The following is a 22019-nucleotide window of genomic DNA, read 5'->3' on the forward strand; positions in this document are numbered from 1 at the left end:
CCCATCCAAGCACGACCGCAGCCCGGCCGCCACCACCGTCCGCGGCCATTCGCGCCGCGGTTGCGACATCGGCCGGCTTGCGGCCGCGACGCGCGGTCTGCTTAAATTGATTGCAACATGCCCGTTATCGCGGCAACCGGGACGCGCCCGCGAAATGGGCAGGGCGGCCATCCCCTGCCGTTCTTGCGGGCGATGGCCCCAGGGTGAAGGAACAGACCATGCGATTGCCCGATCCGATCCTGCTTGGCGACACGCCCCTTGGACCGCCGGTCTTTCTGGCGCCGATGGCGGGCATCACCGACGTGCCCTTCCGTCGCGCGGTGGCGCGCTTCGGCGCGGGGCTGATGGTCTCCGAGATGGTCGCCTCGACCGAGATGGTGACGCCCCGCCCCTCGACCCGCGCGGCGGTGCGCGCCAAGGCGCTGACCGAGGGGCGGCTTCCCGTCAGCGTGCAGATCGCCGGCCGCGAGGCCGCGCCCATGGCCGAGACCGCGCGCATCGTCCAGGGCATGGGGGCCCGCATCATCGACATCAACATGGGCTGCCCGGCGAAGAAGGTGACGGGCGGCCTCTCCGGTGCGGCGCTGATGCGCGATCTGGATCACGCGATGACGCTGGTCGATGCGGTGGTGGGCGCGGTCACGGTGCCGGTCACGCTGAAGATGCGGCTTGGCTGGGACGACGACTGCCTGAACGCCGCCGACCTGTCGGCGCGGGCGCGCGATGCGGGCGTGGCCATGCTGACCGTGCATGGCCGCACGCGGGCGCAGTTCTACAAGGGGCGGGCCGACTGGACGGCGATCCGCGCGGTGGCCGACCTGCCGGGGCGCCCGGCGCTGGTCGCGAATGGCGATGTGGTCGATGCCGCCAGCGCGCGGGCCGCGCTGACGGCGTCGGGCGCGGATGCGGTGATGGTGGGGCGCGGCGCGCAGGGGCGGCCCTGGGTCCTCGCGCAGATCGCGCATGACCTGTGGGGCACGCCCGTGCCCGAGGTTCCGCGGGGCGCGGCCTTGGCCGAGCTGGTGGCCGAGCATTACGAGGACATCCTGGACTTCTACGGCGCCGAGTTGGGCCTGCGCGTCGCGCGCAAGCATCTGGGCTGGTATGCCGATGCGAACGGCGCGGCCCTGCGCGATCAGATGATGCGCGCCGAGACCCCCGCCGCCACGCTGGCGCTGATCGCGCGGGCCTTCGGCGATGCCGAAGGGGTGGCCGCATGACGCCCCGTCCGCCCGACTTCCGCGAGGCCGCGCCCGGACCGGGATGGGAGGCGCTGCCTCTGCCCGCGCTGATCCTGGACGATGCCGGGCGGGTCGCGGCGATGAACGACGCGGCCGAGATCTGGCTGAACCTCTCGCGCAACTCGACCCTGGGGCGGGCGCTGGACGGGGACGAGATGTCGATGCGCCTCAGGCTGCAGCCGGGTCTGGGGCCGCTTCTGGCCCGCGTGCGCGCCAGCGACGAGGCGCTCTATCAGACCAGCGTCCAGTTCGAGATCGGCGACCGCACCGGCAACCATCAGGCGCGGCGTGCGGCGGTCCATGCCGGTCCGGCGGGCGGTGCGGGCGGGTCGGTGTCGCTGCTGATCGTGCCGCAGGACGATGACGGCCTCCATCAGGCGCGCCATGTCCGCAGCGCCGCGCGATCGGCCATCGGCATGGCCGAGATGCTGGCCCATGAGATCAAGAACCCCTTGGCCGGCATCCGCGGCGCGGCGCAGCTGATGGCCATGAACGCCACCCCCGAGGACCGAGAGATGGCCGAGATGATCGTGGCCGAATCGCGCCGCATCGTGGCGCTGCTGGACCAGGTCGAGCGGTTCGGCGACACGTCCGAGCCGAAGCTGGCGGCCCTGAACCTGCACGACGTGCTGGAGCAGGTGCGCCGCTCGGCCAAGGCCGGCTTCGCGCGCGACCTGCACGTGGTGACCGATTACGACCCGTCGCTGCCCATGGCGATGGCCGATGCCGACCAGCTGGTGCAGGTCTGCCTGAACCTGGTCAAGAACGCGGCCGAGGCGCTGGCGGGCGGCGCGGGCGGTACGATCCGGCTGCGCACCCATTACGACCACGGCCTGCGCCGCCCCCCCGACGATGCCGACCCGACCGGCCGCCCGCTGCCCCTGCAGATCGAGATCGAGGACAACGGCCCGGGCTTTCCGCCCGCCATCGCCGATCAGGTCTTCGAGCCCTTCGTGTCGGGGCGCGAGAACGGCACCGGGCTGGGCCTGGCGCTGGTCAGCAAGATCATCACCGACCACGGCGCGCTGATCCGGGTGGACAGCCGCCCCGGGCGCACCGTCTTCCGCATCTCCCTGCCCAAGGCATAAGGACCTGACATCATGGACGGCACCGTTCTGATCGCCGACGACGACCGCACCATCCGCACGGTGCTGACGCAGGCGCTGACCCGCGCGGGCTGCCGGGTCCACGCCACGGGCAGCCTGGCGCAGCTGCTGAAATGGGTCGAGGAGGGGCGTGGCGACCTGGTCATCACCGACGTGATGATGCCCGACGGCAACGGCATCGACCGCATTCCGGCCATCCGCGACGCGCGGCCCGACCTGCCGGTCATCGTGATCTCGGCCCAGAACACCATCGTGACCGCGATCCGCGCGACCGAGGCCGAGGCGTTCGAGTACCTGCCCAAGCCCTTCGACCTGCCGGACCTGATGGCCAAGGCGGGCCAGGCCCTCGCGCGCCGCCCGCGCAAGTCCGACCCGATCCCCGAACCGCTGGCCCCCCCGCGCGAGGCCGCCGATCCGGCCATGCCGCTGATCGGGCATGCGCCCTCGATGCAGGCGCTGTTCCGCATGGTCGCGCGGGTCCTGAACGCCGATCTGGCCGTCATCATCGCGGGCGAGGCGGGGGTGGGCAAGACGACCATCGCGCGCAGCTTTCACGAGCTGTCGGACCGGCGCGACCGCGGGCTGGCGATCCTGACCTCGTCCGACGCGACCGAGGAGGCCATCGCCCGCGCCGCCCAGAAGGCCCGCGGCGGCACCATCGTCATCGAGAACCCGACCGGCTTCGACGCGGGCGCGCAGGCGCGGCTGATCGGGCTGATCGAATCGATGGAGGCGGGGCCGGACCGCGCCCAGGCCCCGCGGATCGTCGCCACCACCGGGTCGGACCCGCAGGCCGACATGGCGGCGGGCCGGCTGCGCTCGGACCTCTACTACCGGCTGGCGGGGGTGACGGTCAGCGTGCCGCCCCTGCGCGCGCGGGTGGACGACATCCTGCCGCTGGCCGCGCATCTGCTGGCCCGCGCCGCGGCCCAGGGCCTGCCCGAGCGCAGCCTGTCGGACGATGCCGCCGCGATGCTGCGCGCCCATCCCTTCCCGGGCAATGTCCGCGAGCTGGAGAACATGATGCGCCGCCTGGCCCTGACCGCCAGCGGCCCCGCGATCAGCGCCGCCGAGATGCGCGAGGCGCTGAGCCAGCAGGCCGCCCCGCGCGTGCAGGCCGCCGCGCCCGTCGCCCCGGCCGCACGCGCCCCCGAGACCGCAAGCGTCGTCGGCATGCCCCAGGTCGGCGCGCGCCTGTCGGATTCGGTCGAGGCCCATCTGCAGCGCTATTTCGACCTGCATGGCGACGCCCTGCCGCCGCCGGGCCTCTATGACCGCATCCTGCGCGAGGTCGAGCGTCCGCTGCTGCAGGTGGCGCTGGATGCGACCGGCGGAAACCAGCTGCGCTGCGCCGATCTGCTGGGCATCAACCGCAATACGCTGCGCAAGAAACTGACCGAGCTGAATATCGAGGTGACACGGCGCCGCAAACTGATGTAAAACCGCCACAGGGGGGCAGCGCGCAGGACACGCGCGCCCACGTCGAAAGCCGCGAAAGACGGCAGGTGGGGTTGATGGCAGGCCTGGCAACGGGGCTCAGCTGGGACAGGCTGGCCCGGATACGACTGCCCCGGCAATGGCGCGGGGTGCTGACCTGGGGGGTCGTCCTGTCCGGCATCGTGCTGGCCGCGGCGACCCTGGCGGTGATGGGTCCCTTCGGCCGGGGCCAACCGGGGCACATGCTGCGCTTGGTGCTGCTGGCCGATCTGGTCTTTCTAGTCGTGATGATCGCCTTCATCGTCGCGCGCATGGCGCGGCTGATCTCGGCCCGGCGCAGCACGGCGCCCGCGTCGCGCCTGCATGCGCGGCTGGTCGCGATCTTTGCGGGGCTGGCGCTGGTGCCCACGGTGCTGGTCGCGCTGTTCGCGGGCTTCCTGGTCAATATCGGGCTGGAGGGCTGGTTCTCGGACCGGGTGCAGCAGGTCGTCACGACCTCGCAGGCCGCGGCCGAGGCCTACCACGCCGAACACCGCAGCGACCTGACCGAGGATGCGCGCGCGCTGGCCGGCGTGCTGACCCAGGCCGGGCGCGCCAACCCGCTGATCGAGGATGGCGAGATGCGCCAGCTTCTGGCGCAGGGGCAGGGGCTGATCCAGCGCGGCCTGCGCGAGGCCTACATCATCAACGGCGCCGGAGAGATCCGCGCGCGGGGCGAGCGCAGCTATCTGTTCTGGTACGAGGCCCCGACCAGCGATCAGCTGGACCGCGCGCAGGCCGACGGCCTGACCCTGATCGAGGATTGGGGCAATGACGAGTTCCGCGCGCTGGTGGCCCTGCCGCCTTTGGCCGACCGCTATCTCTATGTGACGCGGGACGTGGACGGCGACCTGCTGGGGCTGGTGGACGACACGCGCGCCACGGCGGGCGACTACAAGCAGCTGGAGGAGATGCGGTCCCAGGTGCTGCTGGAATTCTCGCTGGTCTATCTGGGCTTCGCGCTGCTGCTGGTGGCGGCGGCGATCTGGCTGGGGCTGTGGTTCGCGTCCCGCCTGTCGCGGCCCATCGGGCTTCTGGCGCAGGCGACCGACCGGGTGGGCCACGGCGATCTGGACGTGCAGGTCCCCGAGGTCCGCACCGGCGACGAGATCCAGACCCTGGGCCAGGCCTTCAACCGCATGACCCGCCAGCTGAAGACGCAGCGCGCCGAGCTGGTCGAGAGCTATCGGCTGTCGGACGATCAGCGGCGGCTGTTCGACAACGTGCTGACCTCGGTCACCTCCGGGGTGATCGGGCTGGACGCGGCCGGAGAGATCGACTTCGTCAACCGCTCGGCCAGCCGTCTGCTGGGGCTGGACCCCAAGCGCGACATCGACGCGCTGCTGCCCGAGGTGGTGCCGGAATTCGCGCCGCTGTTCGAACGGCGCTCGGCCTCGGTGGCCGAGACCATCCAGGACGAGGTCCGCCTGATGCGCGAGGGCCGGGTCGAGAGCCTGCTGGTCCGCATGGCGGTCCGGCGCGGCGTGGACGGCGCGCTGGAGGGCTATGTGGTGGCCTTCGACGACGTGACCGAGCTGGTCAGCGCGCAGCGCATGGCGGCCTGGGGCGACGTGGCGCGCCGCGTGGCCCATGAGATCAAGAACCCGCTGACGCCCATCCAGCTGTCGGCCGAACGCCTGCGCCGCAAGTTTGGCCCGCTGGCCCCCGAGGGCGACCGCGCCGCGCTGGACCAGTACACCGAGGTGATCATCCGCCAGACCAACGACCTGCGCCGCATCGTGGACGAGTTCAGCCGCTTTGCCCGCATGCCCGAACCGGACCGCGCCGAGACCGACATGGCCGCCCTGCTGCGCGAGGTCCTGCTGCTGCAGCAGGATGCGCTGCATGCGCAAGTCACGCGCGACATCCCCGAGGGGCCGGTGATCGTGGATTGCGACCCCGGCATGATGCGCCAGGCCCTGACGAACCTGCTGAAGAACGCGGGCGAGGCCGTGGAGGAGGTCGCGGGCGACGCGCCCGAGGGCTGGAGCGCGGCGATCGGCGTGGTCATGGAGGCCGAGCCCGAGGCGGTCTGCATCCGCATCACCGACAACGGTCCCGGCCTGCCGGCGGACCGGTCGCGCCTGTTCGAACCCTATGTGACGCTGAAGGCGCAGGGCACCGGCCTGGGCCTGCCCATCGTCAAGAAGATCGTCGAGGAGCATGGCGGCAGCCTCTCCCTGACCGATGCGCCCCAGGGCCGGGGCGCCATGGCCGAGATCCGGCTGCCCCGCGAACGCCATCCCGTCCGCGCCCCCAAGACAAGAAGCAGACAAGAAAAAGACGAGGCGACACCATGAGCGACATCCTGATCGTCGATGATGAACGCGACATCCGCGAGCTGATCGCGGACATCCTGAAGGACGAGGGGTTCGAGACCCGCACCGCCGCCAATTCCGACGAGGCGGTGGCCGCGCTGAACGACCGCGAGCCGTCGCTGATGATCCTGGACATATGGCTGAAGGACAGCCGCATGGACGGCATCGACATCCTGAAGCAGGTCAAGCGCAACAACCCCGACGTGCCTGTCATCATCATCTCCGGCCACGGCAACATCGAGATCGCGGTCGCGGCGATCAAGCAGGGGGCCTACGACTTCATCGAGAAGCCCTTCAACATCGATCAGCTGATGGTGGTCATCAACCGCGCGATGGAGACCAGTCGCCTGCGCCGCGAGAACAGCACGCTGCGCCGCGGGGGCGACCGGTCCTCCGAGATGCTGGGCCAGTCGGCGGCCTTCAAGCGGCTGCGCGACGCGCTGGACAAGGTCGCGCGGTCGAACGGCCGGGTGATGCTGGCCGGCGAGCCCGGCACCGGCAAGGAGATGGCCGCGCGCTACATCCACGCGCACAGCCCCCGCGCGGGCGCGCCCTTTGTCACCGTCCCCTGCGCCACGATCGAGCCCGAGCGCATGGAGGAGGTGCTGTTCGGCCGCGAGACCCCCGAACGCGGCATCGAGCCGGGCCTGCTGGAGCAGGCGCATGGCGGCATCATCTATTTCGACGAGGTGGGCGACATGCCCATGGGCACCCAGCCCAAGATCCTGCGCGTGCTGACCGAACAGCAGTTCGTGCGCGCGGGCGGCGCGGACAAGGTGCGGGTCGATCTGCGGGTGCTGTCCTCGACCAACCGCGACCTGGTGGCCGAGATCGCCGCCGGGCGCTTCCGGCAGGAGCTGTTCGACCGGCTGAACGTGGTGCCCATCGCGGTGCCCTCGCTGGCCGACCGGCGCGACGACATCGCGGCGCTGGCGCGCCACTTCATCGCGCAGTTCCACCGCAGCCAGGGCCTGACCCCGCGCGACCTGCCCGAGGACACGGTCGCGGCGCTGCAGTCCATGCGCTGGCCCGGCAACATCCGTCAGCTGCGCAACGTGATCGAGCGGGTGCTGATCCTGGCCGAGACGCACGGTCCCATCCAGCCGGCCGAGCTGGAGCCGCAGGGCGCCACCCCCGACAACAGCGACACGCTGAGCCTGGGGCCCGCGGTCACCGCCATGGCGCTGCGCGAGGCGCGCGAGCTGTTCGAGCGCGAATACCTGGTCGCCCAGATCAACCGCTTCGGCGGCAACATCAGCCGCACCGCGCAGTTCGTGGGCATGGAGCGCAGCGCACTGCACCGCAAGCTGAAATCCCTGGGCGTCGTCGGCGGCATGCGCGGCGAGGACGAGATGGTGATGGGCAAGTAGCCCCCGCTTGCGCGGGCCGCGCGCCCGGCTTAGGCAAGGGGGCGCGGACAGGAAGGGCGGGCCATGAAGATCATCATCTGCGGCGCGGGGCAGGTCGGCTGGCAGATCGCGCGCCATCTGTCGGGCGAGCGCAACGACGTCACCGTCATCGACAACAACCCCGACCTGGTGCGCCGCGCGACCGAGGCGCTGGACGTGCAGGGCGTCACCGGCTTTGCCAGCCATCCCGACGTGCTGGACCAGGCGGGCGCGCGCGACGCCGACCTGATCATCGCCGCGACCCATTCGGACGAGGTGAACATGGTCACCTGCCAGGTCGCGCATTCGATCTTTCAGGTGCCGCGCAAGATCGCCCGCCTGCGGTCGGGCGCCTATCTGGACGCGATCTATTCCGACCTCTACAGCACCCAGCACCTGCCCATCGACGTGGTCATCAGCCCCGAGCGCGAGGTGGCGCTGGCCGCGCTGCAGCGCCTGTCGGCGCCCTCGACCTTCGACGTCGAGACCTTCATGGACGGCAAGATCCAGCTGCTGGGCATCGACCTTGAGCCCGACTGTCCGGCGCTGAACACGCCGCTGCGCCAGCTGACCGAGCTGTTCTCCAGCCTGCGCGCCATCGTGGCGGGGGTGCGCCGCAAGGGGCGGCTGTTCGCGCCCGAACCGGGCGACCAGCTGTTCGAGGGCGACCAGATCTATGTCTTCAGCCATATCGAGGATGTCGGCCGCACGCTGGACATCTTCGGCAAGCCCGCCCGCAAGCAGGAGCGCGTGACGATCATCGGCGCGGGCAATGTGGGCCTGTCGGTGGCGCAGGCGCTGGAGGCGCGGCCCGACCGCATCCGCGCCAAGCTGATCGAACGCGACCGCGGGCGGGCCGAATTCGCCGCCGACCGGCTGGAGCGCACCATCGTGCTGAACGGCGACGGCCTGTCGGCCGAGATCCTGGACGAGGCCGCCGTGCCCCAGGCCGACGCGGTTCTGGCCGTCACCGACGACGACAAGACGAACATCCTGGCATCCGTGCGCGCCAAGCAGGCGGGCGCCAAGATGGCCATCGCGCTGATCAACGATCCCACGCTGGTGCCGCTGATGGGGGCGCTGGACATCGACGCCTACATCAACCCGCGGGCGACGACCGTCTCCACCATCCTGCGCCACATCCGCCACGGGCGGGTGCGCGACATCTATTCCATCGGCGATGCCGAGGCCGAGGTGATGGAGGCGCAGGTCCTGTCCACCAGCCCGATGGCCGGCCGCGCCATCCGCGACATCGACTTTCCCGAAGGCGCGCTGCTGGGCGCGGTGCGCAAGGGCGACCGGGTGGTCAAGCCGCTGTCCGACACCCGCATCGACGAGGGCGACATCGTGCTGATCTTTGCCCTGACCAAGGACGTCCCGGAGGTCGAGCGCCTGCTGCAGGTCTCGATCGACTTCTTCTGATGGGCGCGGTGGTGGCGGGCTTTCTGGCACGCATGCCGGTGCTGGTGCTGCTGGCGGGGCTGGCGGCGGTGATGATGCTGGGCCCTGCGGCCTATGCCTCGGTCACGGGTTATGACGCGATCGCGCGCAACTTCCTCTATGCGGCGCTGCTGACGGGGATCTTCTGCGGGCTGATCGGGCTGGCCGCGCAGGCCAACCCGCGATCGCAGCGCTCGCGCGAGATGCTGCTGCTGATGCTGGGCGTCTATGGCCTGCTGCCGATGCTGCTGGCGGTGCCCTTCGCCGAAAGCCAGCCCGATACCGGCTATTTCAACGCCTGGTGGGAGATGGTGTCCTCGCTGACGACCACCGGCGCCTCGCTCTATTCGGCGGACCTGCTGCCCATGCCGCTGCATCTGTGGCGCTCGATGGTGGGCTGGATGGGCGGCTTCTTCGTGCTGGTCGCGGCGGTGGCGATCCTGGCGCCCCTGCGCGTGGGCGGGTTCGAGATCATGTCGAACCCCTATGGCCGCGAGGAATACCGCCAGCATCTGCCACCCTCCGACAGTCCCCGCCGCCCGGTCCTGCACCTGTCCGATCCACGCTTCGAGGCGCAGCTGGCGGACCCGGCCAGCCGCCTCGGCCGCGCCGCCCTGCAGATCGGGCCGCTTTACGCGGGTGCCACGCTGATCCTGTGGGTGGGGCTGCTGATGCTGGGCGATCCGTCCTTCATCGCGCTGACGCGGGCCATGGGCACGCTGTCGACCTCAGGCATCTCTCCGGTGCTGGGATCGGCGGGCGTCGCGTCGGGCATCGCCGGAGAGATGCTGGTCTTCCTGTTCCTGATCCCGGCCCTGTCGCGGCGCTTCTGGCCGGGCGGGTCCGAGCTGCGCGCCACCGACCGGCTGATCGCGGACCCAGAGCTGCGCATGGCGGCGGCGCTGGTCGCGCTGGTCGCGGTGCTGCTGTTCCTGCGCCACTTCCTGGGCGCGATCGAGACCGACCGGGCCGCCCCTGCCGACACGACGACCATGGCCGATATCGGCCGGGCGCTGTCGGCGCTGTGGGGCGGGCTGTTCAGCGCGCTGAGCTATCTGACCACGACGGGCTGGACCTCGGTGGCCTGGGCCGATGCGCGGGCCTGGTCGGGGCTGGACGCGCCGGGGCTGATCCTGGCGGGGCTGGCGCTGATGGGGGGCGGGGTCGCCACCACCGCGGGCGGGGTCAAGCTGCTGCGCGTCTATGCGCTGGCGCGCCACGGACAGCGCGAGCTGGAACGGATCATCCACCCCCATTCGGTCTCGGGCGGCGGGCGCATCGCGCGCAGGCTGCGCCGCGAGGGGGCCTATCTGGCCTTCATCTTCTTCATGCTGTTCGCGGTGTCCATCGCGCTGGTGGTGACGCTGGTGTCGATCCACGCCATCGCCTTCGAGACCGCGACCATTCTGTCGATCGCCGCGCTGACCAATGCGGGACCGCTGGCCAGCGCCATTCCCCTGACCCCGACCTTCGAGGGGACGGCGGGCATCGCTTCGGCCCCGTGGGAGGGCTGGTCGGGGCTGCCGGACTTCACCAAGGCGGTCCTCGCCTGCGCCATGGTGCTGGGCCGCATCGAGACGCTGGCGGTGCTGGCGCTGTTCAGTCCCGACTTCTGGCGCCGCTAGGTGTGGCGCAAATGCTGTGCCTGTCGGGTCGCGCATTGCGCCGCGCTTGCATGGGATTCGGCATCGGCTTAGATGTTGAACGGACAGGGACAGTGAAAAACGGACGATAACAAATGGCTGGCGACAAGCAGAACCTGCAGGATGCGTTCCTGAACCACGTCCGCAAGGCCAAGGTGCCGGTCACCATCTTCCTGATCAACGGCGTCAAGCTGCAGGGCGTCATCACCTGGTTCGACAATTTCTGCGTGCTTCTGCGCCGCGACGGGCAGTCGCAGCTGGTCTACAAGCACGCGATCAGCACCATCATGCCGGGCCAGCCCATCACCCTCTATGAAGGCGACGATTGATTGGCCGAACTGACGGAAACCGCAGCCAAGCCGACCCGCGCCTATGTGATCCATCCCGATCTGGGTCGCGCCCGCACGCAGCGGCGCGAGCCCGAGCATGCTCTGGCCGAGGCCGTGTCGCTGGCCCTGGCCCTGCCGGGGATCGAGATGGTCGGTTCCGAGGTCGCCAACCTGCGCGAACCCAATGCTGGCAAGCTGTTCGGCAAGGGCAAGCTGGCCGAGATCAAGGAGCGTCTTGACGCGCTGGAGGTCGAGCTGGTGCTGATCGACGGGCCGGTGACGCCCGTCCAGCAGCGCAACCTGGAGAAGGACTGGGGCGTCAAGCTTCTGGACCGGACCGGGCTGATCCTGGAGATCTTCGCCGACCGCGCCCGCACCCGCGAGGGCGTGCTGCAGGTCGAGCTGGCGGCGCTGTCCTATCAGCGCACGCGTCTGGTCCGCGCCTGGACCCACCTGGAGCGCCAGCGCGGCGGCCTGGGCTTCGTGGGCGGTCCCGGCGAGACGCAGATCGAGGCCGACCGCCGCGCCATCGACGAGCAGATGACCCGCCTGCGCCGCCAGCTGGAGCGGGTGGTCAAGACGCGCAGCCTGCACCGCGCGGCCCGCGCCAAGGTGCCCTATCCGATCGTGGCGCTGGTGGGCTATACCAACGCCGGGAAATCCACGCTGTTCAATCGCCTGACCGGGGCCGAGGTCTTCGTCAAGGACATGCTGTTCGCGACGCTGGACCCGACCATGCGCGCCATCCGCCTGCCCGATGCGCAGGGCGGAAGTTCGGGGCGCAAGATCATCCTGTCGGATACGGTGGGCTTCATCAGCGACCTGCCGACCGAGCTGGTCGCGGCCTTCCGCGCCACGCTGGAGGAGGTGCTGGAGGCCGACCTGATCCTGCATGTCCGCGACATCAGCCATCCCGAGACCGAGGAGCAGGCCCATGACGTGGCCGAGATCCTGGACAGCCTGGGCGTGGACGAGGACGTGGCCGCCATCGAGGTCTGGAACAAGATCGACGCCCTGGGCGCGGACACCCGCGCCGCCCTGCGCCGCACCGATGCGCGCACCGAGGGCGTGCAGGCCGTCAGCGCCCTGACGGGCGAGGGGCTGGACGACCTGATCGCGGCCATCGACCGCCAGCTGGGCGAGGTTCTGGACGAGCCGCGCCTGGAGGAGCGGATGGTCCTGGATTTCGCCGACGGGCGCGCGCGCGCCTGGCTGCACGAGGCGGGCGTCGTCGAGCGCGAGGAGGTGGGCGAGGACGGGCTGCACCTGGCGCTGCGCTGGACGGCGCGGCAGAAGGCGGGATTTGCGGCCTTCACCGGCACGACCGAGGCCCCGGCCGAGGATGACGAGCCTGACGAGCCCCGCAGCGGTGGGTGGCATCCGGCCGACTGAGCCTGTTGCGTCCCGCGACGGCAGCGGGGGGCCAGCCCCCCGCACCCCCCCGCCGAGAGGGGCTGCGCCCCTCCCGGACCCTCCCCGAAATCAGGCGGGCATCTCATGCGCCCAAGGCGGGTTGGCGCCGTGGCGGGAGACAGTGACGGCTGCGGCCTGCGCGCCGAGCGTCAGGGCCGCGTGGATCTGATCGGCGGTGATCGCCGCAATGGCATCCTTGGACAGCAGACCCTGGCGGTCCAGCGAGGCCAGCACGCCCGCGTTGAACGTGTCGCCCGCACCGATCGTGTCGGCAACGGTGGCGCGCACGGCGGGGGCGTGGACCGTCTCTCCGGCCCAGATGGCCTTGGCGCCGGCCTCTCCGCCGGTCTGCAGGACCAGCCGCGGCCCGGTCTCAAGCACCTTGCGGGCGGCGTCCTCGGGCGACAGGTCGGGATGGAGCCATTCCAGATCGTCCGCCGAAAGCTTGACGATGTCGGCCATGGGCAAGAGCCGCGCCAGACGCGCGCGATAGGCGCCCGCATCGCTGATGAAGAAGGGCCGGATGTTCGGGTCGATCATCACCGGCAGCCGGGCGTGATGCTGCGCGATCAGCGCCTCGATCGTGCCGCCGCATGGGTCGGGCACCAGGCTGATGCCGCCGGCGAAGAGCGCGGTCACCGTCTCGGGCAGCGGCCCGATATCCTCGGGCAGCAGCATCCGCCCGGCCGAGCCTTCGTCGTAGAAGGAGTAGCGCGCCTCGCCGTTCGTCAGCGTCACCAGGGCCAGCGTGGTCAGCCGGTCGGTGCGCGGGCAGAGGTCGGTGTTCACGCCCGCCTCGGCCAGCGGACGCAGGATCTGGTCGCCGAACGGATCGCGGCTGATCGGCCAGAGATAGCCCGTGTCCCGCCCAAGCCGCCCGAGCGCGATGGCGGTGTTGTAGACCGCGCCGCCCGCCAGGGGCCGGAACGTGCCGTCCTGCGGCACCATGTCGATCAGCGATTCGCCTGCGCAGAGGATCATGTCCGGCTCCCTTCGGTTCGGTCCCTAGCGGCTGAGATACAGGATGGCTGCTAACGCTACCAGCGCCACGGCGACGGCGGCGGCGATTTTCCACGCCGACCACGGGCGTTCCCCCATCACCGCGCCGGTCTGACCGTTCACCACGAAGCGGTAGCTTTTCCCGTTGTAGCGATAGGCGGCGGCCCAGATCGGCAGCAGCACATGCTTGAAGGTCTCGTTCGCAAAGCGGCTTTCGACGTGATCCACGCGCTGTTCGGCGCCGCCGATGCTGCGGCGGGCGTCCTGATGGATGACCTGGGCCATCTGCTGCCGCGCGGCGGCATGGCCGTCCGACAGGGCGACGGTATAGCCCTCGGCCTGAAAGCCCGACAGGAAGGCCGGGTCGTAATCTGCCAGTGCGGTCAGGTCCCATGGCTTCATCGCCTCCGAGAAGGCGGGGGGCAGCGCCGTGGAGGCGGGGATCACCACGTCGTTGAACTGCCGCGCTACCCGACCCGAGACCGGCGACCAGCGGATGCGGCGCTCCTGCCGGCTGACGGTCCGGGTCTGGCCGTTCACGGTCTGCGTGTCCTGGACCATGACGTAATAGGCGTCGCCCCGCTGGCCGCGATAGCGGCTTTCGCTGTCGGCATCGAAGGTCCAGAAGGGCGAATAGACCCCCGCCAGCCGCCGGTCCTTGCGCGCATAGGCCGTCAGGCCCGACGGGGCGAACCACAGCCGGCCCAGCCAGGCGGTCATCGCGGCCCGCGCCTGCGCCTCGGTCAGCGCAAAGGGCACCACCCCCTGCGGCCGGATGCGCCGGGTGGGGCCGGTGTCGGTGACGACGGGCGTCGCGCAGAACGGGCAGGCGCCCGCGTGGTGATCGGCGTCCAGATCGACCTGCGCGCCGCAATTGGGGCAGGAGAGGGTGCGGACGGTCTGCACGATATCGGGCGCGCCGCGATCAAGGTCGAGGCCCTGTTCCAGCGGGATCTCGCGCAGCGCCGCCCCCGGCGGGCGCCGCCCGTCGGACCATTGCAGCGCCGGGTCGTCGCCGCTGTCGTCGGGCTGCCGCCCGGGGGCGCGGGCGGGGCCGGGGCCGATGGACTGGCGATGCCCGCACCAGTCGCAGACCAGCTCCCGCTGGCCGGGCTGAAAGGTCAGGCTGGCCCCGCACTGGCCGCAGGGAAAGCGGTGTTCGGCCGGGATCATGCGCGGCCGGGATCAGCGGGGCAGGGGCGGGGGCGTGGCACCCAGGACCTGCGTCAGCGCCGGGACCTGCCCGGCCTGCTGCCAGCCCTGCTGCCCTTCGGTCCAGACCAGCGTGGCGGGCGTCAGCCGCCCGTCGGCGACCAGGCGCGCCAGATCGGATTGTAGGAAGGGTCCCGCGGCCGCGCCGTCGATGGCCACGTGCCAGCGCGTCCCGCCCGTGTCGGGCAGGGGCGGGGGCGTCGCGGCGGCGGCCTGCGGTGCCGCGCCCCAGGGCCCGCGCATCGTGGCCCCCATGGCGGCGCCCATCGCGGCCCCCATGCCGGCACCGGCGCCGCCTTCGTTGCGGGCGGCGGCCAGCATCGCCTCGGAGGCGGCGTATTGGCCGAAGCGGTCCAGATCGCCGATGATCCCCATGCTGGTGCGCTTGTCCAGCATCGCCTCGACCTCGGCGGGCAGGCTGATGTTCTCGATGTAGAATTCCGGCAGGACCAAGCCATAGGCCTCGATCACCGGGGCGATGGCCTTGGCGACCAGCGCGCCCAGCTGATCGGTGTTGGCCGCCATGTCCAGGACCGGGATGTCGGAGGCGGCGATGGCGCGCGAGAACTCCTGCACGATGACGTTGCGGATCTGGAAGGTGATCTCGTCGCGGGTGAAGTCGCCGTCGGTGCCGACGATCTCCGACATGAAGCGCGCGGGGTCGCTGACCCGCATCGCGTAGGTCCCGAAGGCGCGCAGCCGCACCGGCCCGAACTCCGGGTCGCGCGCGATGATCGGGTTGCGCGTGCCCCATTTCAGGTCGTTGAAGCGCGTGGTGTCGATGAAGTAGATCTCGGACTTGAACGGGCTGCGGAGGCCGTGGTCCCAGTGCTGCAGGCGCGTCAGCACCGGCAGGTTGTTCGTCTCCAGCAGGTAGAGGCCGGGCTGGAACACGTCGGCCAGCTGTCCCTCATGGACGAAGACCGCGGCCTGGCCCTCGCGGACGGTCAGCTTGGCGCCGTACTTGATGGCGCGGCCGACCGTCTCAAAGCGCCAGACCATCGTGTCGCGGTCGTCCGAGGTCCATTCGATGATTTCGATGAACTCTCCGCCCAGGATGTCGAAGATGGACATGACTTTCCCCCAGCTGATCCCGCCCCAGTCTAGGGGCGGGCGGGGGGCCGGTTCAAGCGCTCTCGCCCAAGAGTTCGGCGGCGATGCGGCGGACGATGGGGGCGGCTTCGGCATCGGTCATGCCGGGGCGGAGGCGGGGGTCGTAGAGGATCTGCAGCAGCAGCTCGTCATGCCGGGTCAACAGGGCGAATTCCTCGTCGTCGTTGAAGATCGACGGGCGCGCGGCGGGGCTGTCATTGGCCAGACCCATGCCCTGGGCCAGCTCCTCATGGATGCAGGAGCTGCGCAGCAGCGGCGGCAGCTCGGCCCGGATCACCGCCACCGCGCGGGAATAGTCCGGTGCCGCGCCGTTCGAATAGGCGAAGACCGCGCAGCTGATCGAGGCGGGCAGGTCGGTGACCAGCGCCACGTCGCGCGCAGGAATCCCCGGGACCAGCGCGCTCAGCCGCGGGCCGATGGCGCGCCGCTCGTCCTCGGTCAGGACCAGGATGGTGAAGTTGCCGCCCTCGGCGGTCAGCGTCACGGGATGGCGGGTGGCCGCGGACAGGCGTCCCGCGAAATCCGCGATCTCCGAGCGCCAGGCCGGGCGCGAGGCCATGTCGGTCGAGGCGCCGAACTCCAGCTGCATCCGCACCCGCTCCTGCCAGCGGCGCAGCGGCGCGCTGCGGCTTTCGGGTTCCAGCCCGCCGGCGGTCTGGCTGTATTCGTCGCGCAGCGCGATGGCCATGAAGTTGCGCGTCAGCGTGTCGGCGTCGATCGGCGCATCCATGGGCACCCGGTCGCGGCGCAGGCGTCCCTGCGCGACCAGGCGACGTTCGTTCGCGGCATAGAGGTCGCGCTGCGACTGGCTGGCCGGGCTGGGGGCCGCGACGGCCTGGGCTGCGGCGGCGTTGGCGGCACGGTTGCGTTCGGCACGCGCGCGGCGCAGCTCGGCCTGGCGGTCGGCGGCGGCATCGGCCGCCACGGGGCGGGCCAGGGGGCGGTCGGCGTCGACGGCCGGGGGCGCGGCGGTCTGGGCGCAGGCCGACAGCACCAGCGCGGCCGCGGCCGCGACGAGGGCGGCGCCCCTCATCGGCCGCGTCCCTGCGGGCCGGGGATCGCGCCCTGACGCGACGTGGCCGAAGCCAGCGCATCGCGCAGCTCGGCCTCCATCCGGGTCAGTTCGCTTTCGGCGGCGGCGCGGCGGGTGCGGCCTTCGTCGGCGATGCGCAGGCTGTCCTCGATGGTCGCGATCAGCTGGGCGTTGGCGGTCTGCACCGCCTGGATGTCGAAGACGCCGCGCTCGGTCTGGGTGCGGATCTGGGCGTTGGCGGCGCGCAGGTTGTCGGCGTTGCGGGTCAGCAGTTCGTTCGTCAGATCGCCCGCCTCCTTGACCGCGCGGGCGGCCTCGGCGCTGCGCTGGATGGTGACGGCCTGGGCCAGCTGCGTCTCCCACAGGGGCACGGTGTTCACCAGGGTCGAGTTGATCTTGGTGACCAGCGACTTGTCGTTCTCCTGCACCAGCCGGATCGAGGGCAGCGACTGCATGGTCACCTGCCGCGTCAGCTTCAGGTCGTGGACGCGCCGCTCCAGATCGTCGCGCAGCGTGCGCAGGTCGCGCAGCTCCTGCGCCTCGATCAGCTGATCGGGCTCGGGGCGCGCGGCCAGTTCGGCCTCCTTGGCGGGGATGGTCTCGCGGTCCAGCTCGGCCAGCTTCTCGGTGCCCGCCGCGATGTAGAGCGCCAGCTCGTCATAGAAAGCCAGCGTGCGGTCATAGAGCATGTCCAGCGACCGGATGTCCTTCAGCAGCTTCTGCTCATGGCCCTCCAGCTCGGCGGTGATGCGGTCGATCTGGGTCTGAACCTGCTCGTAGTTGGCGACGAACTTGGCGAAGGGGGCGGACCGGCCCAACAGCTTCTCCCACCAGCTGCGGCTGCGGCGCATGTCCAGCTCGGTCGTGGAGAAGCCGCGGATCGTGGTCACGACCTCGCGCAGGCTGTCGCCGGCGGGGCCGACCTCCTTGGTCTTGACGTCGGACAGCATCGCCTGGCTGATCTGCTGCAGGTCGGCCTGGGCGCGGGTGCCGAAGCGCAGGATGGACTGGCTGTCCTTCAGGTCGATCTCGGCGATGCGGGCGCGGATCGCGGCCTGCGTCTTGGGGTCGGCATCGGAGAGGTCGCGGGGTTCGGGTGCGGGATCGGGCAGCGTCTGCCCCGTCAGCGCGTCGATCTGGGCCTGGGCGGCCTCGGCGCGGCGTTTCGTCTCGTCACTCATCAATCGTCCCCTTGGTCAGGCCCGCGAAGGCATAGGGCCCGACCGCAGAATATGGCGAATTTCCGCCCGTTCAACGGGAAGCGGCGCGGAAAGTTTCACCCGGTGTCGGGGCGGCCACAGGGGGTGGTGCGGATGGGCCACAAGCGCGACCCATCCGGAGCGGTCACGCCACGCGGCTGTCCGTGCGGGCGGGGGCATAGAAGGCGTCGCCCCGATCGGCCATCTCGCGCAGCATCCGCGGCGCGGTGAAGCGGGCGCCGAAGCGCGCCGTCAGGTCGTCGCAGATGGCGACCGCGCGGTCCGCGCCCAGGATGTCCAGCCAGCCGAACGGCCCGCCCGACCAGGGGGCATAGCCCCAGCCCAGGATCGCGCCCACGTCGCCCTCGCGGATGTCCTCCAGCACGCCCTCCTCCAGCGCGCGCACGGCCTCCAGGGTCTGCGCGAACATCAGGCGGTGCTGGACGTCCTCCAGCGTGGGCTGGTCGTCGGCACGCGGGAAGCGCGCGTCCAGACCCTCCCACAGGCCCTGCCGCTTTCCCGCCTCGTCATAGGCGTAGAAGCCCGATTTCGACTTGCGGCCCATGCGGCCCTGATCGGCCATCCAGAACAGCACGTCGTCGACCGCGTCGTCGGGATAGGCGTCGCCCATCGCGGCCTTGGTGGCCTTGGCGATCTTGACGCCCAGGTCGATCGAGGTCTCGTCGACCAGCTGCAGCGGACCGAGCGGCATGCCCATCATCTTCGCGGCGTTCTCGATCAGCGTGGGGTTCACGCCCTCGGCCACCATGCGGATGCCCTCGTTGATGTAGGGGATGATGCAGCGGTTGGCATAGAAGAACCGCTCGTCATTGACGACGATCGGGGTCTTGCGGATCTGGCGCACGAAATCCAGCGCCTTGGCGACCGCCACCGGTCCGGTCTGTTTCCCCTTGATGATCTCGACCAGGGCCATCTTGTCGACGGGGCTGAAGAAGTGGATGCCGATGAACTGCTCGGGGCGCGCGCTGGCACGCGCCAGATCGGTGATCGGCAGGGTCGAGGTGTTGGTGGCGAAGATCGCACCGGACGGGATCACCGCCTCGGCCTTCTTCGTGACCTCGGCCTTGACCGAGGGGTCCTCGAAGACCGCCTCGACGATCAGGTCGCATCCCTGAAGGGCCGCGTAATCGGTCGTCGCGGTGATGCGGGCCAGAACCTCGGCCTTCTTCTCCTCGGTCGCCCTCTTGCGGCTGATGGCCTTGTCCAGAAGGCCCGTGGAATAGGCCTTGCCGCGGTCCGCGCTCTCCTGCGCGGCGTCGATCAGCACGACCTCGATCCCGGCCATGGCGCTGACATAGGCGATGCCCGCGCCCATCATGCCCGCGCCCAGGATGCCCACCTTGCGGACGGTCTGGTCGGGGGCCTCGGGGCGGTTCGCGCCCTTCTCCAGCGCTTCCTTGTTGATGAACAGGCTGCGGATCATCGCGGTGGAGGACGGGTTCATCAGCACGTTGGTGAACCAGCGCGCCTCGATCTTCAGGGCCTGGTCGAAGGGCACCTGCGCCCCCTCGTAGACCGCCGACAGCAGCGCTTTGGCCGCCGGATAGACGCCCATCGTCTTGCCATGCACCATCGCGGAGGCGCCGACGAAGGTCATGAAGCCCGCCGGGTGGAACGGCTCTCCTCCGGGCATCTTGTAGCCCTTGGCGTCCCACGGCTTGACGATGTCGGCATCGGTCGCCGACAGCACCCAGGCTTTGGCGGAGGCCAGCGGGTCCTCCACGACCTCGTCGATCAGACCAGCGGCCTTGGCCTTCTTCGGGTCCGACAGCTTGCCCTCCAGCAGGAAGGGCGCGGCCATCATCGCGCCCAGCTTGCGGGCCAGACGGGTCGTGCCGCCCGCGCCGGGGAAGATGCCGACCATGATCTCGGGCAGGCCGATCTTGGCCTTGGGATTGTCCGCGGCAAAGATGCGATGCGTCGCCAGCGGCAGCTCCAGCCCGATGCCGAGCGCGGTGCCGGGCAGGGCGGCGGCGATGGGCTTGCCGCCCTTCTTGGTCTTGGGGTCCATCCCCGCCAGCTCGATCTTGCGCAGCAGGTGATGCAGCGTCATCACGCCGTCGAACACGCCCTGCGCGCCGTTCGCGTCCTTCATGCCCGCGATGACCTTCAGGTCCATCCCGGCGGCAAAGTCCTTCTTGCCGCTGGTGATGACGATGCCCTTGACGGCATCGTCGGCCAGCGCGTCGTCGATCAGCCCGCCCAGGGCGGTCGCGCCGTCCATCGACAGCACGTTCATAGACTTGCCCGGCACGTCCCAGGTGATGATCGCGACGCCGTCGGCGCCCTTCTCCATCGTGAAATCGGTCATGTTCTTTCTCCCTCGGTCGGATAGGGGGTTCCGTCCAGATGCGTATAGCCCTGCGGCGTGTCCAGCAGGTCCAGTCCGGGGTAATGGCAGGTGTTCCGGGGGTCCCGGCTGCCCGCGATCAGATAGGTGGCGGGCGCGCCGGTGTGGTTGCGCAGGCAATGGGCGACCGGATCGCCCGCCTTCCACGCGCAGGCGTCGCCCGGATGCAGTACGGTCTCCACGCCGTCCTCGATGACGGTCAGGCTGCCCTCCAGCAGATAGAGGAACTCGTCCTCGTGGCTCTCCCAGTGCGGCTGGCTGGACTGCCGGCCCGGATGCAGCGTCTCCAGCGCGATGCCGAACCGCGTCAGCCCGCCGGCCTCGGTCAGGTGGCGATAGTGCAGGTAGCCGCGGCCCAGGCCGAAGGGGGCCGGATAGTCCGACACCCCCTCGGTCAGCGCCACGCTGTCCTTGCGCAGCACGGTCATCAGACGCGTTCGATGATCGTGGCCGCGCCCATGCCGGACGCGATGCACAGGGTGGCCAGACCCACCTGCTTGTCCTGACGCTCAAGCTCGTCCAGCAGGGTGCCGATGATGATCGCGCCGGTGGCGCCCAGGGGGTGCCCCATCGCGATGGAGCCGCCGTTCACGTTGACCTTGGAATGATCGACATCGAAGGCCTGCATGAAGCGCAGCACGACGCTGGCAAAGGCCTCGTTGACCTCGAACAGGTCGATGTCGCCGATGGCCATGCCGCTGTCCTTGAGGATCTTCTCGGTTACCGGGACCGGGCCGGTCAGCATGATCGTGGGATCGGTGCCGATCTTGGCGGTGGCGCGGATGCGGGCGCGGGGCTTGAGGCCATGGGCGCGGCCGAATTCCGCGTTCCCGATCAGCACGGCGGCCGCCCCGTCCACGATGCCCGAGGAGTTCCCGGCATGGTGGATGTGGTCGATATGGGTCAGATGCGGGTACTTCAGCAGCGCGACCTTGTCGAAGCCGGGCATCATCTCGCCCATCTCCTTGAAGGCGGGCTTCAGCTTGGCCAGGTCATCCGCCGTGGTGCCGGGGCGCATGTATTCGTCGCGGTCCAGGATCGTCAGGCCGTTCTGGTCCAGGACGGGGACGATGGACTTGGCAAAGCGGCCCTCGGCCCAAGCCTGCGCGGCGCGGCGCTGGCTTTCCAGCGCCAGGGCGTCGGCATCGGCGCGGGTGAAGCCGTATTCGGTCGCGATGATGTCGGCGCTGATGCCCTGCGGCACGAAATAGGACTTCATCGCCAGGCTGGGATCGACGGCGATGGCGGCGCCATCGCTGCCCATGGCGACGCGGCCCATCATCTCGACCCCGCCGGCGATGTAGGCCTGGCCCGCGCCGCCCCGGATCTGGTTGGCGGCCAGGTTCACGGCCTCCATGCCGCTGGCGCAGAAGCGGTTGATCGACAGGCCCGGGATGCGCTCGTCCAGCTCCGAGGCCAGAACGGCGCTGCGCGCGAGGCAGCCACCCTGCTCCTTGACCTGGGTGACGTTGCCCCAGATGACATCCTCGACCGCATGGCCCTCAAGGCCGTTGCGCGCCTTGACCGCGTTCAGCAGGCGGGCGGACAGGGCCAGCGACGTGACCTCGTGAAGGCTGCCGTCGGCGCGGCCCTTGCCGCGCGGGGTGCGCGCTGCGTCATAGATGAATGCGTCGGTCATGGTTCCTCCTAGATCGCCCGTGCGGCGCCGGGCCGAAACGGCCGGGAGGGCTTCGCGCCCCCCGGACCCCCCGCGGGATATTTTCATGAAGAAGAAGGG

At 70.4% G+C, this 22019-nt stretch carries 17 protein-coding genes; 9 read left to right on the forward strand and 8 right to left on the reverse strand.

Annotation, left to right across the window (positions count from 1 at the left end):
• The first annotated feature begins 218 nt into the window (after positions 1–218).
• The 9 genes from dusB to hflX all read left to right on the forward strand — a co-directional run bounded on the left by dusB (position 219) and on the right by hflX (position 12333).
• Positions 219–1220, forward strand: a complete 1002-nt coding sequence (gene dusB, locus AACG61_RS03945; protein WP_411838718.1) for a tRNA dihydrouridine synthase DusB — start codon at positions 219–221, stop codon at positions 1218–1220.
• Positions 1217–2329, forward strand: a complete 1113-nt coding sequence (locus AACG61_RS03950; RefSeq protein ID WP_411838719.1) for a two-component system sensor histidine kinase NtrB — start codon at positions 1217–1219, stop codon at positions 2327–2329. The genes dusB and AACG61_RS03950 overlap by 4 nt, the downstream gene beginning before the upstream one ends.
• 12 nt (positions 2330–2341) lie before the next feature.
• A complete protein-coding gene (locus AACG61_RS03955) occupies positions 2342–3787 on the forward strand; it encodes a response regulator (protein ID WP_411838720.1) in 1446 nt (481 codons plus the stop codon).
• Positions 3788–3861: 74 nt separating this feature from the next.
• The gene (locus AACG61_RS03960) at positions 3862–6123 is read left to right on the forward strand and encodes an ATP-binding protein (RefSeq protein ID WP_411838721.1); all 2262 of its coding nucleotides are present in this window, start codon (positions 3862–3864) and stop codon (positions 6121–6123) included.
• Positions 6120–7511: a sigma-54-dependent transcriptional regulator gene (locus tag AACG61_RS03965; RefSeq protein WP_411838722.1), complete on the forward strand. Its 1392-nt coding sequence runs from the start codon at positions 6120–6122 to the stop codon at positions 7509–7511. The genes AACG61_RS03960 and AACG61_RS03965 overlap by 4 nt, the downstream gene beginning before the upstream one ends.
• Before the next feature lie 63 nt (positions 7512–7574).
• Complete coding sequence (gene trkA, locus AACG61_RS03970) at positions 7575–8951, forward strand: Trk system potassium transporter TrkA (protein WP_411838723.1); 1377 nt, start codon at positions 7575–7577, stop codon at positions 8949–8951.
• On the forward strand, positions 8951–10594 hold the full coding sequence (locus tag AACG61_RS03975; protein WP_411838724.1) for a potassium transporter TrkG: 1644 nt from the start codon (positions 8951–8953) through the stop codon (positions 10592–10594). Before trkA ends, AACG61_RS03975 begins: the two co-directional genes overlap by 1 nt.
• A 113-nt stretch (positions 10595–10707) precedes the next feature.
• The gene (gene hfq, locus AACG61_RS03980) at positions 10708–10941 is read left to right on the forward strand and encodes an RNA chaperone Hfq (protein ID WP_119885907.1); all 234 of its coding nucleotides are present in this window, start codon (positions 10708–10710) and stop codon (positions 10939–10941) included.
• Positions 10942–12333, forward strand: a complete 1392-nt coding sequence (gene hflX / locus AACG61_RS03985; RefSeq protein ID WP_411838725.1) for a GTPase HflX — start codon at positions 10942–10944, stop codon at positions 12331–12333. It abuts the gene before it with no gap.
• A gap of 90 nt (positions 12334–12423) precedes the next feature.
• Here the strand turns inward: hflX and AACG61_RS03990 are convergent, their stop codons facing one another.
• From AACG61_RS03990 to AACG61_RS04025, 8 genes are all read right to left on the reverse strand, one after another.
• Positions 12424–13335, reverse strand: coding sequence for a carbohydrate kinase family protein (locus AACG61_RS03990; protein WP_411838726.1), 912 nt, complete (start codon positions 13333–13335; stop codon positions 12424–12426).
• Between the two features lie 24 nt (positions 13336–13359).
• Positions 13360–14526 carry a zinc ribbon domain-containing protein gene (locus tag AACG61_RS03995; protein WP_411838727.1) on the reverse strand — a complete coding sequence of 389 codons (1167 nt, stop codon included), beginning with the start codon at positions 14524–14526 and terminating at the stop codon, positions 13360–13362.
• 12 nt (positions 14527–14538) lie between these two features.
• On the reverse strand, positions 14539–15639 hold the full coding sequence (locus tag AACG61_RS04000; RefSeq protein WP_411838728.1) for an SPFH domain-containing protein: 1101 nt from the start codon (positions 15637–15639) through the stop codon (positions 14539–14541).
• Positions 15640–15691: 52 nt separating this feature from the next.
• A complete protein-coding gene (locus tag AACG61_RS04005) occupies positions 15692–16711 on the reverse strand; it encodes a DUF2927 domain-containing protein (RefSeq protein ID WP_411838729.1) in 1020 nt (339 codons plus the stop codon).
• A complete protein-coding gene (locus tag AACG61_RS04010; RefSeq protein ID WP_411838730.1) occupies positions 16708–17892 on the reverse strand; it encodes a toxic anion resistance protein in 1185 nt (394 codons plus the stop codon). The genes AACG61_RS04005 and AACG61_RS04010 overlap by 4 nt, the downstream gene beginning before the upstream one ends.
• Positions 17893–18055: 163 nt before the next feature.
• Positions 18056–20242: a 3-hydroxyacyl-CoA dehydrogenase NAD-binding domain-containing protein gene (locus AACG61_RS04015; protein WP_411838731.1), complete on the reverse strand. Its 2187-nt coding sequence runs from the start codon at positions 20240–20242 to the stop codon at positions 18056–18058.
• Positions 20239–20709: a cupin domain-containing protein gene (locus tag AACG61_RS04020; RefSeq protein ID WP_411838732.1), complete on the reverse strand. Its 471-nt coding sequence runs from the start codon at positions 20707–20709 to the stop codon at positions 20239–20241. The genes AACG61_RS04015 and AACG61_RS04020 overlap by 4 nt, the downstream gene beginning before the upstream one ends.
• Entirely contained in the window at positions 20709–21920 is a 1212-nt protein-coding gene (locus tag AACG61_RS04025; RefSeq protein WP_411838733.1) for an acetyl-CoA C-acetyltransferase, read from the reverse strand. Before AACG61_RS04025 ends, AACG61_RS04020 begins: the two co-directional genes overlap by 1 nt.
• Positions 21921–22019 lie beyond the last annotated feature (99 nt).

The organism is Paracoccus sp. ME4 (assembly GCF_046736325.1).
Taxonomy (GTDB): domain Bacteria; phylum Pseudomonadota; class Alphaproteobacteria; order Rhodobacterales; family Rhodobacteraceae; genus Paracoccus.